Origin of the sequence: Ornithinimicrobium tianjinense (assembly GCF_014636495.1) — a bacterium.
GTDB classification, from domain to species: Bacteria; Actinomycetota; Actinomycetes; order Actinomycetales; family Dermatophilaceae; genus Ornithinicoccus; species Ornithinicoccus tianjinensis.
The window spans coordinates 72,899-95,772 of sequence record NZ_BMEM01000002.1 but is presented as its reverse complement, the minus strand read 5'-3'; the positions used below and the strand labels follow the sequence as shown (position 1 = coordinate 95,772).

The window sequence follows — 22,874 nt, the reverse complement described above, 5'->3', positions numbered from 1 at the left end:
GCCGGGGCGCCGTCCCCGCCCCTGCGCGAGGCGGGCGTGGCAGAGTGGGTCCATGAAGAAGCTGCTCAACGATCCGGCAGATGTCGTCGTCGAAGCGCTCGCGGGCATGGCGGCTGCCCATCCCGACCGGCTCGACGTCGACCTGGAGCACAAACTGGTGCTGAGGGCAGGCGGGCCCGTGCAGGGAAAGGTCGCCCTCGTCTCCGGGGGAGGCTCGGGGCACGAGCCCATGCACGGCGGCTACGTCGGCACCGGCATGCTGCACGCCGCCTGCTGCGGCGAGGTCTTCACCTCCCCGGTGCCTGACCAGATCCTCGCCGCGACCCAGGCGGTCGACGGCGGCGCCGGGGTCCTGCACATCGTGAAGAACTACACCGGCGACATCATGAACTTCGAGATGGCCGCGGAGATGGCCGCCGAGGGCGGAGGCGCCCAGGTCGCGTCGGTCGTGACCGACGACGACGTCGCCGTGCAGGACAGCGCCTACACCACCGGTCGCCGGGGCGTCGGCGTGACCGTCCTCCTGGAGAAGATCGTCGGGGCGGCCGCCGAGGAGGGCCGCTCCCTCGAGGAATGTCTCGCGCTGGCCCAGAAGGTCAACGGCCAGGGCCGTTCCATGGGTATGGCGCTCACCTCCTGCACCGTCCCCGCGGCCGGCAAGCCCACCTTCGAGCTCGGCGAGGACGAGATGGAGCTGGGGATCGGCATCCACGGCGAGGCCGGCCGTGCCCGGGTGCCCCTCGCTCCCGCCCGCGAGATCGCCGAGGATCTGCTCGGACCGGTCGTCGCGGACCTCGGGCTCGCGCGCGGCGAGAGCGTTATCGCGATGGTCAACGGGATGGGCGGCACGCCCCTGCTGGAGCTCTACCTGATGTACAACGAGGTCCACCGCATCCTGGCCGCGGCCGGTGTCACCGTGGCCCGCAACCTGGTCGGCAACTACATCACCTCCCTGGAGATGGCCGGTTGCTCGGTCACGCTCCTGCGGGCCGACGACGAGCTGGTCCGGCTGTGGGACGCCCCCGTCGACACTCCCGGGCTGCGGTGGGGGGTGTGACGGTGGCCGACGTGAGCCAGTTCCGCGCCTGGATCGCCGACACCTCGGCCATGCTGACCGAGCAGGCCGAGCACCTCACCGACCTCGACCGCGCCATCGGGGACGGTGACCACGGGACCAACATGGCCCGCGGTTTCGCTGCCTGCGCCGCACTGCCGGACGCCGACGGCGAGGGGATCGACGCCTACCTCAAGAAGGTGGGCATGACCCTCGTCAGCCAGGTCGGGGGCGCCTCGGGCCCGCTGTACGGCACCTTCTTCCTGCGCTTCGCGGCGCCGCTGGCCGGGGCGACCTCCGTCGGTCCCACCGAGGTCGCGCAGGCGCTGCGCGCCGGGGTGGACGGCGTGGTCGCCCGCGGCAAGGCGGAGGTCGGGGACAAGACCATGTATGACGCGCTCGCGCCGGCGGTGCGTGCCTTCGACGGGGCGGCGAGCGGCGGCGCCGACCTGGCCGGATGCCTGGAGGCCGCGGCCGTGGCTGCGGCTGGCGGCAGGGACTCCACGGAGCCGCTCGTCGCCCGCAAGGGCCGGGCCTCCTACCTCGGCGAGCGCTCCGCCGGTCATCTCGACCCGGGCGCCACGAGCGCGACCATGCTCCTGGAGTCGGCCGCCCGCAGCCTCGGTTGAGGATCGGGCGCCGTGATCTCCCTGGTCGTCGTCTCACACAGCCACGCCCTCGCCGAGGCCGCGGTGACCCTGGCGATGGAGATGGCGCCGCCCGACGGTGCCCCGCACGTCGGCATCGCGGCGGGACTGGACGAGCGGACCATCGGCACGGACGCCGCTGCGGTCGCCGAGGCGATCTCCGCCGCGGACGAGGCGTCCGGGGGAGAGGGGGTCGTCGTGCTGCTCGACCTGGGCAGCGCGGTCCTGTCCGCGGAGATGGCGCTCGAGCTGGTGGACCCTGAGGTCGTCGGACGGGTCGTCCTGTCGCCGGCCCCCCTCGTCGAGGGCCTCGTCGCTGCCGTCGTCGCGGCCGCGGCAGGGCTGGACGCGGCCGCCGTGGCGCGGGAGGCCGAGTCGGGCCTCGGCGCCAAGCGCACGCACCTCGGCGGCGAGGAGGTCCGCACCGAGGCGCTGCCCGGGCAGCTGACGGCTGACGAGCCGTGGCCGCACGCCGTCGAGCTGCCGGTCGTGGCGGAGCACGGCCTGCACGCCAGGCCGGCAGCCCGGCTGGTGGCGAGGGTGGCCGACGTGGCGCCCGGAACCGAGGTTCGGGTGCGCAACCTGACCGTCGGCCGGGGACCTGTCGACGCCCTCAGCCTGTCCGGGGTGGCGACCCTCGACGCGCAGCAGGGGCACGTGCTGCTGGCCGAGGCCCGGGGCCCGCTGGCGGAGGACGCGCTGGAGGGCCTCGTGCGGCTGGCCGAGGAAGGCTTCGGCGACCTGCCGGGCGGCACCGGCGACCAGCTGGCCGTGGCCAGTGCGCCCGTCGCTCTCGTGGACGAGCCCGGGGTGGCCGGTTCCGGGCTCGAGGCGGCCGTGGGTCCGGTCGTCCGGACCGCAGCCGAGCTGGACCTGCCCGACATACCTGTCGAGGACACCGGGACCGAGCACCGCCGGTGGATGGAAGCCGTGCACTCAGCGGTGGCGCGCCTGGGCGAGCTCGCGGCGACGACGCGTGGACGGCTGGGGGCCGGGGCGGCCGAGGTGTTCGAGGCGCACGCGGCCCTGCTGCGCGACCCTGCCCTGACGGCCGCGGTCGAGCGACGGCTGGGCACCGGGCTGGGGGCGCTGCGGGCCTGGCAGCAGGTGGTGGAGGAGGCCGCTGCCCGCTTCGAAGGGCTGGCCGACCCCTATCAGCGCGAGCGTGCGCAGGACGTGCGCTCCGTGGGGGACCGGGTCCTGAGGATCCTCGCGGGGCTGGAGGACCCGGATGACCTCGGCGAGGGGATCCTCGTCGTGGACGAGCTGGACCCTGCGCTCGCGATCTCCCTGGACGCCCGGGCGGTCCGGGGTGTCATCACCCTGCGGGGCGGTGCAACCGGCCACGGCGTGCTGGTCGCCGCGGCCCGCGGCGTGCCTGTCCTGACGGGCGCCGAGCGCCTCCAAGGCGTCGCGACCGGCACCGTGGTGGCCTTCGACGCACGGTCCGGACGCCTGGAGGTGGATCCGCCGGCGGAGGTCCTGGCGGAGTTCGAGCGGTTGCTCGAACGACGCGGAGAGGCCCGGAGGCGTGCGATGGTGGCGGCCCACGACCCCGCGGTGACCACCGACGGCGTGGCCGTGCCGGTCCGCGCCAACGTCACCTCGGTCGGGACGGCGCGTCTCGCGGCGGAGGCTGGTGCGGAGGGTTGCGGGCTGGTCCGCACGGAGGCGCTCTTCGGACAGCACCGACAGGCTCCCACGGTCGCGGAGCAGGCCCGGGCCTTCGCCTCGATCGCGGAGGCGCTCGCCCCTCACCCCGTCACGCTGCGCACCTGGGACGTCGGGGGTGACAAGCCGCTCCCGTTCATCCCCTCCCGGGAGGAGGCGAACCCCTTCCTGGGGGTGCGGGGCATCCGGGCCTTCCGTACGGACCGGACCCTGCTGGTGGACCAGCTCGAGGCGGCGTGCCGGGCCGCCCAGGAGCACCGCCTGCAGGTGATGTTCCCGATGGTGACCACGAGGGAGGACGTCGAGCTGGGGCTCGAGGCGCTCGACGAGGCGGTGCGTCGCACGGGCACGCCTCGCCCGGCCGGCCTGCGCGTCGGCATCATGGTGGAGGTGCCCGCGGCGGCCCTGCGGGTGGGCGACCTCGCCCGGGGGCTGGACTTCGTCTCGATCGGCAGCAACGACCTCAGCCAGTACGTCCTCGCCGCCGAGCGGGGGAGTGCGGCGGTCGGGCCCTGGGCCGACCCGCTCGAGCCGGCCGTGCTGCAGATGGTGCGCGACGTGTGCCAGGCGCTCGACGGCTCGCTGAGCGTGAGCGTGTGCGGCTCGATGGCCGCTGACCCGGACGTCGCCGGGCTGCTCGTCGGCCTGGGGGCCGCCGAGCTGAGCGCGTCGCCGGCGAGCGTCGCGGCGGTGAAGGAGAGGCTGCGTGCGGGGTCGCTCGCCGACTACCGCGCGCTGGCCGACGCCGCCCTGGGCTGCGGAAGCGCCCGGGAGGTGCGGGCCCTGCTCGAGGCCAGGGCCGTCAGCGCACTCCCCGCTGGCGGAACTGCACGCTGATCCTGGGCCCGGTGGGCTGGCTCGACTTGGGGACGCAGTGGTCCCAGGTGCGCTGGCAGCTGCCGCCCATGACCAGCAGGTCGCCGTGGCCCAGGACGTGGCGGAGGCTGTGACCGCCCCCGCGCGGGCGCAGCAGGAGAGCGCGCGGTGCACCGAGGCTGACGATGGCGACCATCGTGTCCGCCCAGGAGCTGCGTCCGGTGCGGTCGCCGTGCCACGCCACGCTGTCGCGACCGTCACGGTAGAGACACATCCCGGCCGTGACGAAGGGGCCGCCGGCCTCCTCGAGGTAGTAGGCGTCGAGCGCTGCGCGCGCCTGGACGAGCACCGGGTCGGGCAGCCGCTCGCCCTCCCGGTAGAAGCGCAGGAGGCGGGGTGTGGCGACCTGCCGGTCCCACATCTGCCGCTCCTCGCCGTGCCACTCCACCCCTGCCGGGCCGCCCAGCGTGAGACGGGCGAAGAGCTGGTCGGAGCCGGTCACCCACCCGGGGCGCACGTCGATCCAGGCGCCGTGGTCGAGCGTCTGCCGCCGGACGGCGCCGTCCAGCGGGCGCAGCCCGACGTCGTCCACCTGGTCCAGGAGCGAGCCCTGCAGCATCATGCTCCTACTGTAGAACAGGTGTACGAATGTGTCGAGAGCGAGGTCGTGGTGTGTCCCGTGCCGCAGGCGGCGGTACCTCGGGGGACAATGGACCATGCCCACCTATCGCGAGGCCGCCATCGTGCTGCGCACGCACAAGCTGGGCGAGGCCGACCGGATCGTCACGCTCCTCACGCGGGGCCGGGGCCCCGTGCGCGCGGTGGCCAAGGGCGTCCGCCGGACCAAGAGCAAGTTCGGGGCGCGGCTGGAGCCGGGGATGGTCGTCGACGTCCAGTGCTACGAGGGTCGCAACCTCGACACCATCACACAGGCGGACTGCCTGGCGACCTACGGCGAGGCCATCACGCGCGACTACGCCGCCTTCACCGCCGCCAGCGTGATGCTGGAGACCTGCGAGCAGCTCACCGAGGAGGGTCAGGGGTCGGTGCCGCACTTCACCCTCCTCGCCGGTGCCCTCGCGGCGCTCGCGGGCGGCGCCCACGACCCGCGCCTGGTGCTCGACTCCTACCTCGTGCGCGCGCTGGCGATCGCCGGCTGGCGCGCGAGCTTCGTGGACTGCGCGCGCTGCGGCATGACCGGTCCGCACCGGGCCTTCCACGTCCCCTCGGGCGGCGTCGTCTGCCCGGTATGCCGCCCGCCCGGCTCGAGCGCCCCGGCACCCGAGAGCCTGGAGCTGCTCACCGCCCTGTATGCGGGAGACTGGGCCGTCGCCGACGCCAGCCAACGGCGTCACCGCAGCGAGGCGAGCGGCCTCGTGGCGGCATACCTGCAGTGGCACCTCGAGCGCGGGGTGCGGTCGTTGCGGCACGTCGAGAGGATCCACTGACCCATGGCCGGTGCACGCGCCTACCAGCAGCCCTTCCCGCACCCCAGCGGCGCCCGCCCGCCCGCCGTGCCCCAGGACCTGGTGCCGCGGCACGTCGCGATCGTCATGGACGGCAACGGCCGCTGGGCCAACCAGCGTGGGCTGAGGCGCACCCAGGGACACGAGGCGGGGGAGGCGAGCCTGCTCGACGTCATCGCCGGCGCGATCGAGATCGGCGTGACGTGCATCAGCGCCTACGCCTTCTCGACGGAGAACTGGCGGCGTAGCCCCGACGAGGTCCGCTTCCTGATGGGCTTCAACCGGGAGGTCATCCACCGGCGCCGCGACGAGCTCGACTCGTGGGGCGTGCGGATGCTCTGGTCGGGGCGGACGCCCCGGCTCTGGCGGTCGGTCATCTCCGAGCTGGAGCGCGCCGAGGAGCAGACGCGGGGCAACGACCGCATCACGCTCAACTTCTGCGTCAACTACGGGGGTCGCGCGGAGATCGCCGACGCCGTGTGCCGGATCGGTGAGGACGTGAGGTCGGGTCGGCTGTCGCCGCGCGGGATCGACGAGCGCACCATCGGCCGCTACCTCTACCACCCGGAGGTGCCGGACGTGGACCTCTTCGTCCGCAGCTCGGGGGAGCAGCGGACCTCCAACTTCCTGCTGTGGCAGAGCGCCTACGCCGAGATGGTCTTCCAGGACGTCCTCTGGCCGGACTACGACCGGCGCAACCTCTGGGCCGCCATCGAGGAGTATGCCGCGCGCGACCGCCGCTACGGCGGCGCCGTGGACACGCCGAGCGCCTGAGCCGGGAGGCGTCATACCCTCCGGGCGAGGGCCCTCCTCGCGCCTGTGCAGAACGCCTGTCCGGTCGGTCCGGAACGCCTGTCCGGTCGGTCCGGAGCGCCTGTCCGGTCGGTCCAGAGCGCCTGTCCAGTCGGTCCAGAACGCCTGTCCGGTCGGTCCAGAACGCCTGTCCGGTCCGTGCAGAACGCCTGTCCGGTCAGGAGTGGTGGGTGCGGGCGGCGCACTCCCGGCAGGTGCCGAAGATCTCCAGCGTGTGCTCGACGTCGGTGTAGCCGTGCTCGTCGGCGACCCGGTCCGCCCAGCGCTCGACCGCCGGGCCCTCGATCTCCACGGTCCGTCCGCAGCTGCGGCACACGAGGTGGTGGTGGTGCCCGGTGGAGCAGCGCCGGTAGACGGCCTCACCCTCGTCGGTGCGGATCATGTCCACCTCGCCGTTGGCGGCGAGCGCGGTCAGCGTGCGGTAGACGGTGGCCAGGCCGACCTTGTCGCCGGCCTCGCGCATCCGGGCGTGCAGGTCCTGGGCGCTCGTGAAGTCCTCGCTGCGCCCCAGCCGCTCGATGACGGCCGACTGTTGGCGTGTCGGGCGACGTCGCTGGCTCGGTGCGGTGCTCATCGGTTCGCCTCCTCGGGCTCGGGCTGGACGTGCGCTTCGTCGGCGTGCTCGTCGTAGTGGCCCTCGTGGGCGGCGTGACGGTGACCGTCGTGCAGGTAGTCCACGTGGTCACCGTGCGGGACCGCGGCGTGACCGCAGTCCGGGCCGTGCTCGTGCAGGTGTCGTTCGGCGTGCCGGTGCCGTCGCCGGGCCAGGGCCCGCCGCAGCGACCCGGCCAGGGCCGCGGCCACGAAGACCGCGATCGCCAGCAGCACCACCGTGCCGCCCGCGGCGGTGTCGAGCTGGTAGGAGGCCATGACCCCGCCGACAGAGGCCAGCACGCCGAAGCCGACCGCCCAGCGGCCGGCGGCCCGGAAGCTGCCGGAGAGCTGCTGGGCGGCGGCGTTCGGGATGACCATGAGGGCACTGATCAGCAGCAGGCCGATGACCCGCATCGCCACGACGACGGTGACGGCGGTGAGCACGCCGAGGACGATGTTGAGCGCGAGCACGGGCAGGCCGCTGGCCCTGGCGTACTCCTCGTCGCCGGCGACCGCGAAGAACCGCTGGCGCAGCAGGAGGACCACGCCGGCGATGACGACCGAGAGGGCGGCGAAGAGCGCCAGCTCCTCCCGGGAAGTGGTCGTGATCGAGCCGAAGAGGAAGCCGGTGAGGGTGCCGGTCTGGGCGCCGTCGGCGCGATTGATGATGACGACCCCGGCGGCGATACCCCCGTAGAACATCAGCGCGAGCGCGAGGTCGCCGGACGTGCGGCCCCGGGCCCGGACGAGCTCGATGAGCACCGAGGCCAGCACGGCGGCCACGAGCGCAGACCACACCGGGCTGTTCTGTGTCGCGACGCCGACGGCGACACCCGCGAGCGCGACGTGCCCGATCCCGTCGCCGACGAGGGACAGCCGGCGCTGGACCAGGAAGATCCCGACCATCGGCGCGACGAGCCCGACGCAGAGGGCGGCGAGCAACGCGGTGCGCATGAACTCCAGCGAGAGCATCTCGGACATCACCGTGCCCCTCCCGTCTCCCCGGTCCGGGTATGCCGCCCGTCGGGGGCGGCGGGTCCGCGGCCTGCGGCCCGGGCCAGCTCGGCCTGGTGCACGGCATACCCCTCGGGGGTGCCGTCGTAGGTGAGGTGGCCGGAGTCCACCTCGACGATGCGGTCGACGACCCCGCGAAGGGCGCTGAGCTCGTGGGTGACCACGACCATGGTGGTGCCCGCCTCCCCGAGCCGCCGGAGGACCCCCGCGAGCACCTGCTGGCTGGTGCGGTCCACGCCGGCGGTCGGCTCGTCCATGACGAGCACCTCGGGGCGGGCGACGAGCGCGCGGGCGATCAGGACACGGCGCTGCTGGCCCCCGGAGAGCGTCTCGACGTCGAACCGGGCCCGGTCGGCCAGCCCGACGGTGTCCAGCGCGGCCAGGGCCGGGGTGAGCGCGTCGCGACCCAGCGGGCGCCACCAGGGTCGGCTGGACAGCAGTCCAGTCAGGACGACCTCGAGGACCGTGGCGCGCACCCCGCCCGTGAGCGTGTGCCGCTGGGGGACGTAGCCGACCCTGGTGCGGTCGCGCAGCCGGGCGAGGGGCGTGCCGAGCACGCTGACCTCGCCCGAGAGGTGCTCGGACAGGCCCAGGAGGCCCTTGACCAGCGTGGTCTTGCCCGACCCGTTGGGGCCAAGGACGGCGACGACCTCGCCACGACGGACGCTCAGGTCGACGTCGGTGACGACGGGCCGCCCCTGGTAGCCGAACGCCGCCTGGTGGAGGCGCACGACCTCGGTGGATCTCACGAGCACCCCTGACCCTGGCGGAGGGCAGCGAGGTTGGCGCGCATCACGGCCAGGTAGTCCTGGCCGGCCGACGCGTCGGTGATGCCCTCGACAGGGTCCAGCGTCAGCACCGCGACGCCCGTCTCGACCTCGAGGGTCCGGGCGATCGCGTCGCCCAGAAGCGGCTCGGTGTACACGGTGGTGAGCCCGTCCGCCTCCACCATCGCGGCCACCTCCGCGAGCCGTGCCGGCGAGGGCTCGGACTCGGGGGAGATGCCGCTGATGCCGGTCAGGTGCAGGTCGTAGCGGTGGCCGAGGTAGCCGAAGGCGTCATGCGTGGTCACCACCTCCCTGCTGGTGCAGTCCGCCAGTCCGGCCTCGAGCTCGCCGTCGAGCTTCTCGAGGTCCTCCCGCAGGGCGGCCGCGTTGGCGCGGTAGACCTGGGCGCCGTCCGGGTCGACGGTGGCGAGCTCCTCCGCGACGGCGTCGGCGACGTCGGCGTAACGGACCGGGTCGAGCCAGAAGTGGGGGTCCTCGGCGCCGTGCCCGTGGTCGTCGTGGGACTCCTCCTCGTCGGCGTGCTCGTCCTCGCTGTGCTGGTCGTCGTCGCCGTGCTGGTCGTCGTCGCTGTGCTCGGCATGCTGCTCCGCGGTCTCCCGGAGCGCGAGCAGGTCGGCGGCCGGCACCACGTCGAACGTCGTGCCGGAGCCGGACTGGGCGACGGCGTCGTCGACAGCCGGCTGCATCCCCGAGGCGTAGACCACCAGGTCGGCCGAGCCGATCGTGCCCACCGTGCGGGGGCTGAGCTCGACGTCGTGCGGGTCCACGCCCGCGGCCGTGAGGGTGGTGATCTCCGCCCGGTCCCCGGCGAGTCGTCCGAGGATGTACTCGACGGGGTAGAAGCTGGCCACCAGCTGGACCTGCCCGCCGTCGTCACCAGCGTCGGTCCCGGTCTGCGCCGGGCCGGAGCAGGCGGTGAGCGGGACGATCGTGAGGGCGGTCAGGGCCGCGAGGCGGGAGCGGAACGGCATACCGCCATGGTGTCGAAGATGAGAATGATTGTCAAAACGAGGACGATCAGCCGCGGGGCAGCAGCTGCACCACGGTCACCACCGCGAACAGGACGAGGACCGCCACCCGCATGACTCGCTCGACCGCGGTCAGCCGGGGCCAGGACAGGTAGAGCAGCCACAGGATGAACGCCACGGCGACGACCACGAGGACCCAGCCGACGGGGCCCCCGAGGAACCCACCCCCGAGCAGCAGCAGGAGAAGGACGAGGAAGGGCAACCAGACCGGCAGACGGGCCAGCAGCTGCAGGGCCGGCAGGGACGCCTGCTCGATCCTGCGCCGCACGGGCCCGGGGGTGGTCGTGGTGCGCTCGGTGGGGGAGGCGGGATCGGACACGAGCCCAGCGTAACGACGGGTCCGGAGGGGCCGCGGACGGGCCGTAGACTGCCGCCCATGGCTCAGACCTCCACCGTCGATCTCGTCGTCTCCCTCGCCAAGCGCCGCGGCTTCGTGTTCCCCTGCGGGGAGATCTACGGCGGGACGAGGTCGGCCTGGGACTACGGGCCCCTGGGAGTGGCGCTCAAGGAGAACATCAAGCGCCAGTGGTGGCGCTCCATGGTGCAGATGCGCGACGACGTCGTCGGCCTGGACTCCTCGATCATCCTCCCGCGCCAGACGTGGGTCGCCTCCGGTCACGTGGGGGAGTTTTCGGACCCGCTGACCGAGTGCCAGTCCTGCCACAAGCGCTTCCGCGCCGACCACCTGCAGGAGGGCGTCGCGGCCAAGCTCGCCAAGAAGGGCCAGGTCGTCGACCCCGACGACGTGCCCCTCTCGGACATCACCTGCCCCAACTGCGGCAACAAGGCATGGACCGAGCCCCGCGAGTTCAACATGATGCTCAAGACCTACCTGGGCGTCATCGAGGACGAGTCGGGCCTGCACTACCTGCGGCCCGAGACGGCTCAGGGCATCTTCATCAACTTCGCCAACGTCATGGGGGCCTCCCGCAAGAAGCCGCCGTTCGGCATCGCCCAGACCGGCAAGAGCTTCCGCAACGAGATCACGCCGGGCAACTTCATCTTCCGCACGCGGGAGTTCGAGCAGATGGAGATGGAGTTCTTCGTCAAGCCGGGCGAGGACGAGGAGTGGCACCAGTACTGGATCGACGAGCGCACTCGGTGGTACACCGACCTCGGCATCAGCGGCGACAACCTGCGCCACTACGAGCACCCCGCGGAGAAGCTCTCGCACTACTCCAAGCGCACCGTCGACATCGAGTACCGCTTCAACTTCACCGGGAGCGAGTGGGGCGAGCTCGAGGGCGTGGCCAACCGCACCGACTTCGACCTGTCGACCCACGCGAAGCACTCGGGCGCCGACCTGTCCTTCTTCGACCAGACCACGGGGGAGCGTTACACCCCCTACGTCATCGAGCCGGCGGCCGGCCTGTCCCGCTCGCTGATGACCTTCCTCGTCGAGGCCTACACCGAGGACGAGGCGCCGAACGCCAAGGGCGGCGTGGACAAGCGCACCGTGCTGCGCCTCGACCCCCGGCTGGCGCCGATGAAGGTCGCCGTCCTGCCGCTGTCGCGCAACGCCGACCTGTCACCGAAGGCGCGTGACCTCGCAGCCGCCCTCCGCAAGAACTGGATGGTCGACTTCGACGACGCGGGCGCCATCGGACGTCGCTACCGCAGGCAGGACGAGATCGGCACGCCGTTCTGCGTGACCGTTGACTTCGACACGCTCGAGGACCACGCGGTGACCATCCGGGAGCGCGACACCATGGCGCAGGAGCGCGTCGCGCTCGACCAGGTCGAGGCCTACCTCGCCCAGCGCCTCCTGGGCTGCTGAGGCGATCCTGCGGTGCTGCGCCTTGACGTGAGGCCACGGCTGCCGCACACTGCCGTCGTCCCGCACATCCCCCGATGAAGAGGGTTCTTGTCCATGTCTGACTTCCTGAGCGACGCCAACGCCATCGTCTGGTCCAGCCCGCTCGTCTACCTCTGTCTCGCCGCAGGCCTGTACTTCACCATCCGCCTGCGTCTGGTCCAGGTCCGTCACATCCCGGGCATGCTGGAGCAGCTGCGCAAGGGTGAGTCGTCCGAGGCCGGCGTGTCCTCCTTCCAGGCCCTGGCGATGAGCCTCGCCGGACGCGTCGGCATGGGCAACATCGGTGGCGTCGCGACCGCGATCGCCTTCGGTGGCCCCGGTGCCGTCTTCTGGATGTGGGTGATGGCCTTCCTCGGGGCGGCCACCTCCTTCATCGAGTGCTCCCTCGGCCAGGTCTACAAGGAGCGCGACAAGGAGGGCGAGTACCGTGGCGGCCCGGCCTACTACATCGAGAAGGGTCTGGGCATGCGCTGGTACGGCATGCTGTTCGCCTTCGTGACCGTGCTCGCGATGGGCCTGCTGCTGCCCGGCGTCCAGGCCAACGGCATCTCCTCCTCGATGGAGAACGCCTGGGGCCTCGACCCCCGCATCGTGGCGATCGGCGTCGTGATCGCGCTGGCCTTCATCGTCGTGGGTGGTCTCAAGCGCATCGCCGTCTTCGCCAGCATGGTCGTGCCGTTCATGGCGATCGCCTACATCCTGCTCGCGCTCATCATCCTCTTCGTCAACATCACCGAGGTCCCGGCGATGTTCGCCCTGATCGTCCGCAGCGCCTTCGGCCTGGACGCCGCCTTCGGCTCCATCCTGGGTATGGCGGTCATGTGGGGTGTCAAGCGCGGCCTGTACTCCAACGAGGCCGGCCAGGGCACCGGCCCCCACGCGGCTGCCGCCGCCGAGGTCTCGCACCCCGCCAAGCAGGGTCTGGCGCAGGCCTTCGCCGTCTACGTCGACACGCTGTTCGTCTGCACCGCCACCGCGATCATGATTTTGTCCACGGGCATGTACCGCGTGCACGAGGGCGGCAGCGCGGACGGCGCGGTCATCCACTCGGGCCCGGCCGAGGTGGCCGACGTCGAGGTGGGCCCCGCCTTCACGCAGGCCGCCCTGGACTCCGTCTTCCCCGGCCTGGGCGGCACCTTCGTGGCGGTGGCGCTGCTGTTCTTCGCCTTCACCACGATCGTGGCCTACTACTACATGGCCGAGGTGAACCTCACCTACCTGCTCCGCGGGCGCTCGCACACGGTGCACGTCTGGTCCTACCGCGTCCTGCAGCTGATCGTGCTCGTCGTCGTGGCCTACGGCACGCTGACGACGGCGGACGACGCGTGGGCGGCCGGTGACCTGGGGGTCGGGCTCATGGCCTGGCTCAACATCATCGCGATCCTCATCCTGCAGGGACCGGCCATCAAGGTCCTCAAGGACTACGAGGCGCAGAAGAAGCAGGGCGTCGACCCGCAGTTCGACCCCCGCCCGCTCGGCATCAAGAACGCCACCTTCTGGGAGGAGCGTGCCGACCGTCTGGCGGTCGGCCCCGACACCGCCCTGGAGGGCGACGCGCGCCGCTGAAGCCGGCACACCCCTGGAGAGGAGCCGTGGGCAGTACAGCCCACGGCTCCTCTTCGTGCGTCCGCTCAGCCGCCGAGGATCAGCCCCAGCCCGATGGTCACCATGACGACCGCGATGAGCGCGTCGAGGACCTGCCAGGAGCGCGGCCTGGCGAAGAACGGGGCCAGGGCGCGGGAGCCGAGACCGAGAAGGGTGAACCACATCGTGCTGCCGAGCACCGTGCCGGCGTAGAACCACCAGCGGCCCTGCGGGCCGTGCGTGGAGGCGATGGTGCCGAGCAGCGTGACGTCGAGGTAGACGTGGGGGTTGAGGAAGGTCAGGGCCGCCATCGTGAGCAGAGACCGCCACAGGCTGGTGCTGCGCGCGGACCCGTCCGCCTCGAGGGTCTCGCCCGGGTGCATCGCGCGCCAGGCTGCCTGGAGCCCGTAGCCGATCACGAAGAGCCCACCGCCCCACCGGGCGATGGTGAGAAAAGCCGGCCAGGTCGCGACGAGGGCGCCGATCCCGAGGACGGCCAGGCCGATCAGGATCGCGTCGGCCAGGACGCAGAACACGACGAGCGGGCCGACCTGCTGGTGGCGCAGCCCCTGGCGGAGCAGGTAGGCGTTCTGGGCGCCGATGGCGACGATGAGGCCAAGACCTGTCAGGGTCCCGGTCAGGAGGAGGGTCAGCTCGGTCACGGCACCACCGTAGAGGCGTCGATCGGATCACCCAGCATCAGAATCATGAAGGATTCTGCCGGACCCTTAGCCTGGCTGTATGTCGCTCGACCCCGTCTCGCTCCTCACCCTCAGCACCGCGGTGCGTGAGGGCACGTTCGAGCGGGCGGCCGCCCGGCTGCACGTGACGCCGTCGGCGGTCTCCCAGCGTGTCAAGGCGCTCGAGCGGTCGGTGGGGCAGGTCGTGGTCAGTCGCACCAAGCCGGTCACGCCCACGCCGGCGGGGGAGGTGCTGCTGCGCCTCGCCGGCCAGTGGGACCTGCTGGTCCACGACGCCCTGGCCGAGCTCGTCCCGGACGCCGAGGACGGGCGGGGCGTGACGGCATACCCGCAGGTGCCTGTGGTCGTGAACGCGGACTCGCTGGCGACCTGGATCCTGCCCGCGCTGGCGCAGGCCCAGGCTGAGCTGGGCGTCGTGCTCGACCTGGTCCGCGAGGACGAGGAGCACGCCAGCGACCTCGTGCGCGCCGGCTCGGCCCTCGCGGCCGTGACGGCAGACCCGACACCGGTGGCCGGGTGCCGTCTGACCCCGCTGGGGGCGCTCCGTTACGTCGCGGTCTGCACCCCGGAGTTCGCGGCCCGGTGGCTGCCCCGCGGGCCGCGGCCGGCAGACCTGGACCGCGCCCCGATGGTCCGTTTCGACCGTAAGGACACCATGCAGTACCGCGTGGCCCGGAGGTGGGCGCGCCGCGAGGTCGACCCGCCCACGACGTTCGTGCCGTCGAGCCTGGAGTTCGCCGAGGCCGTGCGGCTGGGGATGGGCTGGGGGATGGTGCCGCAGGACTGGGCCGAGAGCGAGATGTCCGCCGGCCGTCTCGTGCCGGTCGGGCCCCGCCCCCACCATGACGTCCCCCTGCACTGGCTCGCCTGGCGGCTGCCCTCGCGCACCCTGGACGTGCTGACCCGCTGCGTCACCGAGGAGGCCGCGCGCACCCTGCGGCGCACGGATTCGGGGCGGCGCGCCGACGGTGGGACAATCGACGGGTCATGACTGTCACCGCTCCCGTCCTTCCCCCGCTGCAGATCGGCCCGCACACGATCGACGCCCCGGTCGTCCTCGCGCCCATGGCCGGCATCACCAACCGCGCCTTCCGACGGCTGTGCCGGGAGTACGGCGACGAGGGCCTGGCCGCGGCCGGCGGTGAGCTGGGCGTGGGAGGCTCGGGGTGTCTCTACGTCAGCGAGATGATCACATCGCGCGCGCTCGTGGAGCGGACCCCGGTCTCGATGAAGCTCATCGAGCACGACGCCGAGGAGCAGCCGCGCTCCGTGCAGCTCTACGGCGTGGACCCGGTGACGGTCGGTGCCGCCGTGCGGATGCTCGTCGAGGAGGACCGCGCCGATCACGTCGACCTCAACTTCGGCTGCCCGGTGCCCAAGGTCACCCGCAAGGGTGGCGGCTCGGCGCTGCCCTGGAAGACCGACCTCTTCCGCGGGATCGTCCGCGCCGCCGTGCGCGAGGCCGAGGCGGGCGGCATACCGGTCACGGTGAAGATGCGGGTGGGCATCGACGCCGACCACGAGACCTTCCTCGAGGCCGGCCGGATCGCCGAGGGGGAGGGCGTGGCGGCCGTCGCCCTGCACGCGCGGACGGCCGCCCAGGCCTACTCCGGACAGGCCGACTGGTCGCGCATCGCCGAGCTCAAGGCCGCGGTGACCTCGATCCCGGTCCTGGGCAACGGCGACATCTGGTCCGCCGACGACGCGCTGCGGATGGTCGAGGAGACGGGCTGCGACGGCGTCGTGGTCGGGCGCGGCTGCCTGGGCCGGCCGTGGCTGTTCACCGACCTGGCCGCCGCCTTCGCCGGCTCCCGGGTGCGGGTCGAGCCGACCCTGGAGGAGGTATGCCGCGTGCTGCGCCGGCACGCGGAGCTGCTCGTCGACTTCCACGGCGACGAGGGCAAGGGGTGCCGCGACATCCGCAAGCACATCGCCTGGTACACCAAGGGCTTCCGGGTCGGTGGCCAGATGCGGCACCAGCTCGCCCTGGTCGACACGCTCGAGGACCTCGACCGTCTCATCGACGGTCTCGACCTCGACCAGGCCTGGCCGCGCGAGGGCGCCGACGGTCAGCGGGGTCGCGCCGGATCGCCGCGCGTCGTGGCCCTGCCGGACCGGTGGCTGGAGTCGCGCGAGCTCGACGACGCCCAGCGGGCGGCCGTCGCCCAGGCCGAGCTGGACGTCTCGGCGGGCTGAGCGGGCGAGTCCTCGGGGCGCTCGTTAGGGTGGGAGGGCTTCACCCCAACGACCGACGAACGGAGATCGACCATGGCCGGGCTCGAGGGCAAGAACGTGGCATTCGTCCTGACGGACGGGTTCGAGGACAGCGAGCTGACCAGTCCCTGGCAGGCGGTCGTCGACGCCGGCGGCACGCCCCACCTCATCTCGCCCAAGGACGGCGAGGTCGAGGGCAAGAAGGGGCACACCCAGGCCATCGACGTGCCCGTCGCGGACGCCTCGGCGGAGGACTACGACGCGCTGGTGCTGCCCGGTGGGACCGCCAACGCCGACAAGATCCGGATGGACGATCACGCCGTCGCCCTCACGAGGGCCATCGTCGACGCGGGCAAGCCGGTCGCCGCGATCTGCCACGGCGCCTGGATCCTCACCGACGCGGACGCGGTGCGAGGGCGTCGGATGACGTCCTACCCGTCGCTCCGGACGGACCTGCGCAACGCCGGTGCGGACTGGGTCGACGAGGAGGTCGTCGTGGACGAGTGGCTGGTCAGCAGCCGCACCCCGGCGGACCTCCCGGCCTTCAACCGCGAGCTCGTCCGGCGGTTCTCGGGCTGAGGACCCTGGCCGGCCCGGCTCGGCTGGTCGCGAGCAGGCTCAGGCGGGCCCGGTCGCCACGGGGCGGTCGGGCCCGCTGATCCAGTCGCTCCAGCTGCCGACGTAGACGGCGGGCGTGGGGAGCCCCACGGCCTCGAGCGCGAGTGCCACGTGGGCGGCCTGCACGCCCGACCCGCAGTAGACCGCCGAGGCACGCTCGGGGTCCGCGCCGGCCTCGTGCATGAGGGCGGTGATCGCGTTGGCGGGCAGGAAGCGTCCGTGGTCGTCGAGCAGCTCGAGCGCAGGCAGGCTGCGGGCTCCCGGGATGTGCCCGGCGACCGGGTCGATGGTCTCGTTCTCCCCGCGGAAGCGGTCCGCTGGGCGCGCGTCGAGCAGCTGCCCACCGCGGTCCACCCAGTCCTGCACCCCGATGGCGTCCACGGTGGGGCGCCCTCCGGCCTCGAGCACCACGTCGCCAGGGGGGACCTCGACCGGGCCGGACTCGACCGGCAGACCGGCCTCCTGCCAGGCGGCCAGACCGCCGTCCAGCACGTGGGCCTCCACCCCGAAGTAGCTCGCGACCCACCACGCTCGGGCCGCCCCGAGCGAGGCCCGCGCGTCGTAGAAGACGACCGGCCGCCCGCTGCGGACGCCGGCCGCACGCAGCCCCTCCTGCACCCGCTCAGGTGAGGGCATCGGGTGACGGCCGCCCGCACCGGACGCCGTGACCGGGTCCGAGAGCGCCGACTCGAGGTCCAGGAACGATGCCCCCGGCAGGTGACCCTCGAGGTAGCTCTCGCGGTTGTGCTGCTCGCCCCCGCCGAGCACCCACCGGACGTCCACGAGCGTGGGGCGGCTCTCCTGCGGCCCGTCGAGGAGCTCGGCGAGCTCGGCGGCGCTGACCAGGGGCGAGGTGGGCTCGATCGGCATAGGCCCGACCCTAGCCGGGGTTGGTGGCAGAGTGGAGGCATGTGCCGCAACATCCGCCCGCTGAACAACTTCGCCCCGCCCGCCACGCGGCAGGAGGTCCACGACGCCGCGCTTCAGTACGTCCGCAAGGTCGCGGGCGCCAGCCGCCCGGCGAAGGCCAACGAGCAGGCGTATGCCGTGGCTGTCGCCGCGATCGCCGAGGCCACCCAGACGCTGCTGGACAGCCTGGTGACCACCGCACCGCCCAAGGACAGGGAGACCGAGGCCGCCAAGGCGCGTGCCCGGGCCCAGGCGCGCTACGCCTGATGCCTGGGTTCTACCTGCGCCCCGAGGCCCCGGGGCCGCGTCACCCGAGCCTGGAGCCCACCGCGTGGCCGGGGACGACCTGGACGCGCGTGCGGCACGTCCTCAACTGGGTCAACCTCTCCACGCCGTTCGGTCTCCTGGTGGCCGTGGTGGGCGGTGCGCGTGTGCGGCGCGGGCCCGGCCTCAGCTTCCTGGCGGACTACTACCGCTGGACCTTCCCGGCCGGTGGCGCGTTCACGGTCGGCGACGTCGTCATCACCCGCCACGACCTGGACCTTCTCGCGGCCCAGCGGCCGACCCTGATGCGCCATGAGCTGGTCCACAGCACCCAGTGGGCCTACTGCCTCGGGCTGCCCTTCGTCCCGCTCTACGTCGCGTCGATGGCGTGGTCGTGGCTGCGGACGGGGGACCGGGCGGCGCGCAGCGTCTTCGAGCGGCAGGCGGGTCTGGACCTCGGTGGCTACCGTGACGTGGCCGTCCGCCCGCTCGGGCCGGTCGTCGGCCGGGGCGCGCGTCGCCTGGCGGACCTGCTGCGCGGGCGGAGCGGGCTCGACCGCGGCGCCGAGCTCGGCACGGCAGACAGGGCGACCGAGACGGAGCAGGGCGGTCACTGAGGCATCACCCCGTCGCCGGTGCGCAGGACCCCCTCACCGAGCGGGACGAGGCGGACGCCGAACCACGTCTTCCCCTCCCAGCGCCGGTGCCGGGCGAGCGTCGCCACGGGCTCGGGGCCACCCTCCAGGGTGACCGGGTCGACCGTCGTCATGACGCACCGGTCGCACACCTCGGTGACGCGGAAGTCCACCTCGCCCAGACGGACGGTGCGCCAGGTGTCCTCCGCGAACGCCTCCGCCCCGTCGATGACGACGTTGGGCCGGAACCGCACCATGTCCAGCTCCGGTCCGGTCCCCACCCACTCCTGGAGCCGGGCGAGCGAGGTCTCGGAGGTGAGCAGCAGGGGGCCAGCGTCGGCCAGCGAGAGGACGTCCCCCTCGAGCCCGCCGTGCGCGCCGGAGACCCGACGCACCGTCGGGTCCTCCTGCCAGACCAGCCGCACCGGTCGGCCGAGCCGCTCGGAGATCCACCGGCTGACGTCCGCGTCGGCCGGCGCGGCGAAGCCCTGGCGGGAGTGGCTCACCGGGACCGGGGGCAGACCGAGCGGCGTGTCGACCAGGATGCTGCCCCCGTGCCTGTCGTGGATGCGGACGGTCTCCTCGTCGACCTGCTCGGCGCGCAGGCCCAGCATCGCGCGCACCGCGCGAGCGGTGACCTTCTCGCCCGCATCGTCGACCAGGCCCCAGCGCCGGTCGCCCTGCAGACCCCACGGCTCCACGACCGCCTCCTCCACGGGGTCGCCGGCGAACGACTTGACCGGGTAGACACGCAGCTCGGTGATCCGCATCCGGCCAGCCTCGCACGCGGGGCGCGCCCGCACGGCATACCCTCGAGGCGTGAGCACCCCCACCGGCGTCGACGTGCCCGGCTACGCCGACACCGACCGGGAGCGCTGGGTCGCCGAGGACCCCGCCCAGAAGCGGTCGGACCGGCACGACTTCGCGCGTGACCGGGCCCGGGTGCTGCACTCCGCCGCGCTGCGCCGGCTGGCCGCCACCACCCAGGTCGTGCAGCCCACGAGCGACGACTTCGTGCGCAACCGGCTCACGCACTCCCTCGAGGTGGCCCAGATCGGCCGCGAGTTCGGCGCGGCGCTCGGGTGCGACGCTGATCTCGTCGACACCGCGTGCCTGGCCCACGACATCGGCCACCCGCCCTTCGGTCACAACGGCGAGGCGGTCCTGGCCGAGCTGGCCGCCGGCATCGGCGGGTTCGAGGGCAACGCCCAGACCCTGCGTGTCCTCACCCGCCTCGAGGCCAAGCGCTGCCACGCCGACGGGCGGTCCGCCGGGCTCAACCTCACGCGCGCCAGTCTCGACGCGGCCACGAAGTATCCGTGGTCGCGGGGCGACCACCCCCACGGCGGCCGCAAGTTCGGCGTGTATGCCGATGACGCCGACGTCTTCGCGTGGATGCGCGAGGGCAGCCCGCCTGGGCAGCCCCACCGGCGCTGCCTCGAGGCCCAGGTCATGGACTGGGCCGACGACGTCGCCTACTGCGTCCACGACGTGGAGGACGCCATCGCCTCCGGGCGGGTGGACCCGGCAGCGCTGCGCTCGACGGTCGAGCAGGACGAGGTCGTGGCCGTCGCGCACGCGTGGTACGCCCCGGACCTGCCGGCCGAGCAGCTGCGCGAGGGCCTGCGTCAGGTGCTCGGCTCCGGCTGGGTGCCGCAGACCCACGACGGCACCCGGCACGACCTCGCGGCGCTGAAGGACATGACCTCCCGGCTGATCGGGCACTTCGTCCACACCGTCGAGCGCGCGACGCGTGAGCGATACGGTGCCGGGATGCTGAGCCGCTACGCCGCCGACCTCGTCGTGCCGGACGACGTCCGCGCCCGGGCGGCCGCCCTGAAGGCCGTCGCGGCCCACTTCGTCATGCTCAGCGAGGAGCGACGCCAGGTGATGGACCACGAGCGCGAGGTGATCGCCTCGCTCGTCGAGCGGTTCCGCGACGACCCCAGCCTGATGGACCCGATCCATCAGGAGGCCCACGACGCCGCGGCCGACGACGCGGGTGCCCTGCGGGCCGTCGTGGACCAGGTGGCCAGCCTGTCCGACGCGCGGGCGCTGGCGACCTGGGCCCGCCCGGAGGTGTCCCATGGGCGTGCTTGACCTCCTCGACCTGCCCGTGGTCGGGGCGCCGATGGCCGGTGGCGTGAGCAGCCCGCTCCTCGTGGCCGCGGTGAGCGACGCCGGCGGGCTGGGGATGCTGGCGGCCGGCTACCGGACCCCTGAGCAGCTGGCGGCCGACCTCGTCCACACCCGTGACCTGACGGACCGCCCCTTCGGCGTCAACCTCTTCGTCCCGCACCGCGTCGACCGGGAGCGCCACGAGGGGGAGGTGGCGGCCTACAGCGAGGCGCTGGCCCCCCTGGCGAGAGAGCTCGGTGTCGAGCCGGGGCTGCCGGTCTGGGGCGACACCGACCACTGGGCGGACAAGGTGGCGCTCGTGGAGACGTTGGCCCCCGCCGTGGTCTCGTGCACCTTCGGCGTCCCGGGCGCCGACATCGTCGAGCGCTGGCGTCGGGCCGGCAGCGAGGTGCACGTGACCGTCTCCAGCGCCAGCGAGGCGGTGGCGGCGGAGGCGGCCGGTGCGGACGTGCTGGTCCTGCAGGGCCACGAGGCGGGAGGGCACCGCGGCAGCCACGACCCGCAGGTCGAGCCCGAGGTGGTCGACCACCTCGGCCTGCTCGAGACGATCCGTCCGCTCACCGCGCTGCCCCTCCTCGCAGCCGGAGGGGTGACCACGCCGGGTGACGTCGGCCGCGCGCGCGAGGCCGGGGCCGCCGCGGTCCAGGTGGGCACGGCGCTGCTGCTGGCCACCGAGTCCGGTGCCTCGCCGACCTACCGTGCCGCGCTCCGGCACCCCGACCTGACCGAACGGGTCACCACCCGCGCCTTCACCGGGCGCGTCGCCGGGGCGGTCCGCAACCGCTTCGTCGACCGGTATGCCGCGCTCGCCCCCCGAGCCTTCCCCGTCGTCGACCAGGTCAGCAAGCCCGTGCGAGCTGCCGCCGCTGCGGCCGGGGACGTGCACGGGATCCACGTGTGGGCGGGCGTCGGCTGGAGAGCCTGCCAGGAAGCACCGGCAGCAGACATCGTCGGGGGGCTCGGCCGGTGAGCACCGCCCGCGCGGTGCCGGACCAGGTCCTGCCGCGTGGGGTCCGGCTCGGCCCGGGGACGGACCTGGGCGGGTCCGCGCGCTCGCAGGTCCACCGGCACACCGTCCTTGAGGGCCCCGACGACTGGGGGACGTCCGTGGTGGTCAAGCGCTTCCTGCCGCAACCGCCGGGCCGCGGGGCGGCGATGGGCTACGAGCGCGAGCGGGTGGGGCTCCAGCTGCTCCCTGGCGCACCGCGCCTGCTGGCGGCCGACGACGGCACCCGGACCGTGGTGATGGAGGACCTGGGGGCCGAGCCGACGCTCGCCGACGTCCTCCTGGCCGACGCCTCCCCGCAGGCGAGCGCGACGGCATACTGGCAGATCGTGGAGTGGGCCGCCGCCCTGGGCGGCACCGTCCGGGCAGACCCCGCTCTGCTCGCGGCAGCACGGGACCGTCTCGGCCCTGCGGTCGCCGAGGACCGGCGCGCGCGGGCCGACTTCCCCCGGCGCGGGCTGGAACGACTCGCCGAGGTGACCGGCTCCCGCTCCGCCGCGGCCGCCAGGGCAGAGCTCCTCGACGCGGTGGAGCGGCTCGAGCGGGACACGGCTCGGCACGTCCTGGGGCCCGGGGACGCCTGCCCCGACAACGCGGTCCTCACCCCTGGCGGGGTGCGGTTCCTGGACCTCGAGGGGGCCGGCGTCCGCCACCTGGCCTACGAGGCGGCCTACGCCGCCGAGCCCTTCTCGACGTGCTGGTGTGTCTTCCGGCCGCCCGCGGGGCTGACCGTCGCCATGCTGGAGGCCTTCACCTCCAGCGCCGAGCAGCAGCTGCCGGGGCTGGCGAAGGACCCGGCGTGGGCGCGTCAGGTGCGGGAGGCGGTCGCCGCCTGGGTGCTCAGCGCCACCGGCTGGCTGATGGACGCGGCGCTGGAGGACCGGGGCATCGCGCCGGACGGACGCCTCGGGCCGCGTGCCCGACCCCTGCTCGCGTCGCGCTGGCGCCGGGTGGCGGCGGAGTGCAGGGCCGACCTGCCCGACGTGGCGAGGGCGTGCGAGGAGGCCGCCACGTGGGCTGCGCGCACCTGGGGCACGGCCGCGTCCGAGCTGCCGGGCTATCCCGCGTTCGTCGGCGACGGCAGCGGCCGGTCCTGA

The 22,874-nt window shown here is 73.3% G+C and carries 24 protein-coding genes; 15 read left to right on the top strand and 9 right to left on the bottom strand.

Features of this window, described 5'->3' with window-relative positions:
• Window positions 1–52 precede the first annotated feature (52 nt).
• Genes dhaK through ptsP form a run of 3 tightly spaced genes read left to right on the top strand, consistent with a single transcriptional unit; the run spans window position 53 to window position 4,209 of the window.
• Window positions 53–1,057: a dihydroxyacetone kinase subunit DhaK gene (gene dhaK / locus IEV65_RS08300; protein WP_188429770.1), complete on the top strand. Its 1,005-nt coding sequence runs from the start codon at window positions 53–55 to the stop codon at window positions 1,055–1,057.
• Between the two features lie 11 nt (window positions 1,058–1,068).
• On the top strand, window positions 1,069–1,683 hold the full coding sequence (gene dhaL, locus IEV65_RS08295; protein WP_308642567.1) for a dihydroxyacetone kinase subunit DhaL: 615 nt from the start codon (window positions 1,069–1,071) through the stop codon (window positions 1,681–1,683).
• Window positions 1,684–1,695: 12 nt separating this feature from the next.
• The gene (ptsP, locus tag IEV65_RS08290; protein ID WP_188429766.1) at window positions 1,696–4,209 is read left to right on the top strand and encodes a phosphoenolpyruvate--protein phosphotransferase; all 2,514 of its coding nucleotides are present in this window, start codon (window positions 1,696–1,698) and stop codon (window positions 4,207–4,209) included.
• Here ptsP and IEV65_RS08285 read toward each other — a convergent pair.
• Window positions 4,175–4,810, bottom strand: coding sequence for an alpha-ketoglutarate-dependent dioxygenase AlkB (locus tag IEV65_RS08285; protein ID WP_188429764.1), 636 nt, complete (start codon window positions 4,808–4,810; stop codon window positions 4,175–4,177). The genes ptsP and IEV65_RS08285 overlap by 35 nt on opposite strands.
• A 94-nt stretch (window positions 4,811–4,904) precedes the next feature.
• Here IEV65_RS08285 and recO point away from each other — a divergent pair, with 94 nt between their 5' ends.
• Entirely contained in the window at window positions 4,905–5,636 is a 732-nt protein-coding gene (gene recO, locus IEV65_RS08280; protein WP_188429762.1) for a DNA repair protein RecO, read from the top strand.
• Between the two features lie 3 nt (window positions 5,637–5,639).
• A complete protein-coding gene (locus IEV65_RS08275) occupies window positions 5,640–6,428 on the top strand; it encodes an isoprenyl transferase (RefSeq protein ID WP_188429760.1) in 789 nt (262 codons plus the stop codon).
• Between the two features lie 196 nt (window positions 6,429–6,624).
• On the opposite strand, the gene IEV65_RS08270 is transcribed toward IEV65_RS08275, so the two are convergent.
• Genes IEV65_RS08270 through IEV65_RS08250 form a run of 5 tightly spaced genes read right to left on the bottom strand, consistent with a single transcriptional unit; the run spans window position 6,625 to window position 10,210 of the window.
• Window positions 6,625–7,041 (bottom strand): Fur family transcriptional regulator, encoded by a 417-nt coding sequence (locus tag IEV65_RS08270; RefSeq protein ID WP_188429758.1) that lies wholly within the window; start codon window positions 7,039–7,041, stop codon window positions 6,625–6,627.
• Window positions 7,038–8,042 carry a metal ABC transporter permease gene (locus IEV65_RS08265; RefSeq protein ID WP_188429756.1) on the bottom strand — a complete coding sequence of 335 codons (1,005 nt, stop codon included), beginning with the start codon at window positions 8,040–8,042 and terminating at the stop codon, window positions 7,038–7,040. The genes IEV65_RS08270 and IEV65_RS08265 overlap by 4 nt, the downstream gene beginning before the upstream one ends.
• Window positions 8,042–8,824: a metal ABC transporter ATP-binding protein gene (locus IEV65_RS08260; protein ID WP_188429754.1), complete on the bottom strand. Its 783-nt coding sequence runs from the start codon at window positions 8,822–8,824 to the stop codon at window positions 8,042–8,044. Before IEV65_RS08260 ends, IEV65_RS08265 begins: the two co-directional genes overlap by 1 nt.
• Window positions 8,821–9,834, bottom strand: a complete 1,014-nt coding sequence (locus IEV65_RS08255; protein WP_188429753.1) for a metal ABC transporter substrate-binding protein — start codon at window positions 9,832–9,834, stop codon at window positions 8,821–8,823. Before IEV65_RS08255 ends, IEV65_RS08260 begins: the two co-directional genes overlap by 4 nt.
• Window positions 9,835–9,880: 46 nt before the next feature.
• A complete protein-coding gene (locus IEV65_RS08250) occupies window positions 9,881–10,210 on the bottom strand; it encodes a DUF6703 family protein (RefSeq protein WP_188429751.1) in 330 nt (109 codons plus the stop codon).
• 57 nt (window positions 10,211–10,267) lie between these two features.
• Here IEV65_RS08250 and IEV65_RS08245 point away from each other — a divergent pair, with 57 nt between their 5' ends.
• Both IEV65_RS08245 and IEV65_RS08240 read left to right on the top strand, forming a co-directional pair.
• Window positions 10,268–11,668: a glycine--tRNA ligase gene (locus IEV65_RS08245; RefSeq protein WP_188429749.1), complete on the top strand. Its 1,401-nt coding sequence runs from the start codon at window positions 10,268–10,270 to the stop codon at window positions 11,666–11,668.
• A 93-nt stretch (window positions 11,669–11,761) separates the two neighbouring features.
• Window positions 11,762–13,273 carry an alanine/glycine:cation symporter family protein gene (locus IEV65_RS08240; RefSeq protein WP_188429747.1) on the top strand — a complete coding sequence of 504 codons (1,512 nt, stop codon included), beginning with the start codon at window positions 11,762–11,764 and terminating at the stop codon, window positions 13,271–13,273.
• 65 nt (window positions 13,274–13,338) lie between these two features.
• Here IEV65_RS08240 and IEV65_RS08235 read toward each other — a convergent pair whose 3' ends face one another.
• Window positions 13,339–13,953 carry a LysE/ArgO family amino acid transporter gene (locus IEV65_RS08235; RefSeq protein WP_229735096.1) on the bottom strand — a complete coding sequence of 205 codons (615 nt, stop codon included), beginning with the start codon at window positions 13,951–13,953 and terminating at the stop codon, window positions 13,339–13,341.
• Between the two features lie 79 nt (window positions 13,954–14,032).
• Here IEV65_RS08235 and IEV65_RS08230 point away from each other — a divergent pair, with 79 nt between their 5' ends.
• From IEV65_RS08230 to IEV65_RS08220, 3 genes are all read left to right on the top strand, one after another.
• Window positions 14,033–14,983, top strand: a complete 951-nt coding sequence (locus IEV65_RS08230) for a LysR family transcriptional regulator ArgP (protein WP_188429745.1) — start codon at window positions 14,033–14,035, stop codon at window positions 14,981–14,983.
• A complete protein-coding gene (gene dusB, locus IEV65_RS08225; protein WP_188429743.1) occupies window positions 14,980–16,188 on the top strand; it encodes a tRNA dihydrouridine synthase DusB in 1,209 nt (402 codons plus the stop codon). Before IEV65_RS08230 ends, dusB begins: the two co-directional genes overlap by 4 nt.
• 72 nt (window positions 16,189–16,260) lie before the next feature.
• Window positions 16,261–16,785, top strand: coding sequence for a type 1 glutamine amidotransferase domain-containing protein (locus tag IEV65_RS08220; protein ID WP_188429741.1), 525 nt, complete (start codon window positions 16,261–16,263; stop codon window positions 16,783–16,785).
• A gap of 39 nt (window positions 16,786–16,824) precedes the next feature.
• On the opposite strand, the gene IEV65_RS08215 is transcribed toward IEV65_RS08220, so the two are convergent.
• A complete protein-coding gene (locus IEV65_RS08215; RefSeq protein ID WP_188429739.1) occupies window positions 16,825–17,694 on the bottom strand; it encodes a sulfurtransferase in 870 nt (289 codons plus the stop codon).
• 39 nt (window positions 17,695–17,733) lie between these two features.
• On the opposite strand from IEV65_RS08215, the gene IEV65_RS08210 reads away from it, so the two are divergent.
• Entirely contained in the window at window positions 17,734–18,000 is a 267-nt protein-coding gene (locus tag IEV65_RS08210) for a DUF2277 domain-containing protein (RefSeq protein ID WP_188429738.1), read from the top strand.
• Window positions 18,000–18,614 (top strand): hypothetical protein, encoded by a 615-nt coding sequence (locus tag IEV65_RS08205; protein ID WP_188429736.1) that lies wholly within the window; start codon window positions 18,000–18,002, stop codon window positions 18,612–18,614. Before IEV65_RS08210 ends, IEV65_RS08205 begins: the two co-directional genes overlap by 1 nt.
• On the opposite strand, the gene IEV65_RS08200 is transcribed toward IEV65_RS08205, so the two are convergent.
• Window positions 18,608–19,402 (bottom strand): MOSC domain-containing protein, encoded by a 795-nt coding sequence (locus tag IEV65_RS08200; RefSeq protein ID WP_188429734.1) that lies wholly within the window; start codon window positions 19,400–19,402, stop codon window positions 18,608–18,610. The two genes, IEV65_RS08205 and IEV65_RS08200, sit on opposite strands and share 7 nt — an antisense overlap.
• Window positions 19,403–19,451: 49 nt before the next feature.
• Between IEV65_RS08200 and IEV65_RS08195 the strand changes: the two genes are divergently transcribed.
• The 3 genes from IEV65_RS08195 to IEV65_RS08185 are packed head-to-tail and all read left to right on the top strand — an operon-like array spanning window position 19,452 to window position 22,874.
• A complete protein-coding gene (locus tag IEV65_RS08195; RefSeq protein WP_229735095.1) occupies window positions 19,452–20,732 on the top strand; it encodes a deoxyguanosinetriphosphate triphosphohydrolase in 1,281 nt (426 codons plus the stop codon).
• A complete protein-coding gene (locus IEV65_RS08190; protein ID WP_188429732.1) occupies window positions 20,719–21,741 on the top strand; it encodes a nitronate monooxygenase in 1,023 nt (340 codons plus the stop codon). The genes IEV65_RS08195 and IEV65_RS08190 overlap by 14 nt, the downstream gene beginning before the upstream one ends.
• On the top strand, window positions 21,738–22,874 hold the full coding sequence (locus IEV65_RS08185) for a hypothetical protein (RefSeq protein WP_188429730.1): 1,137 nt from the start codon (window positions 21,738–21,740) through the stop codon (window positions 22,872–22,874). Before IEV65_RS08190 ends, IEV65_RS08185 begins: the two co-directional genes overlap by 4 nt.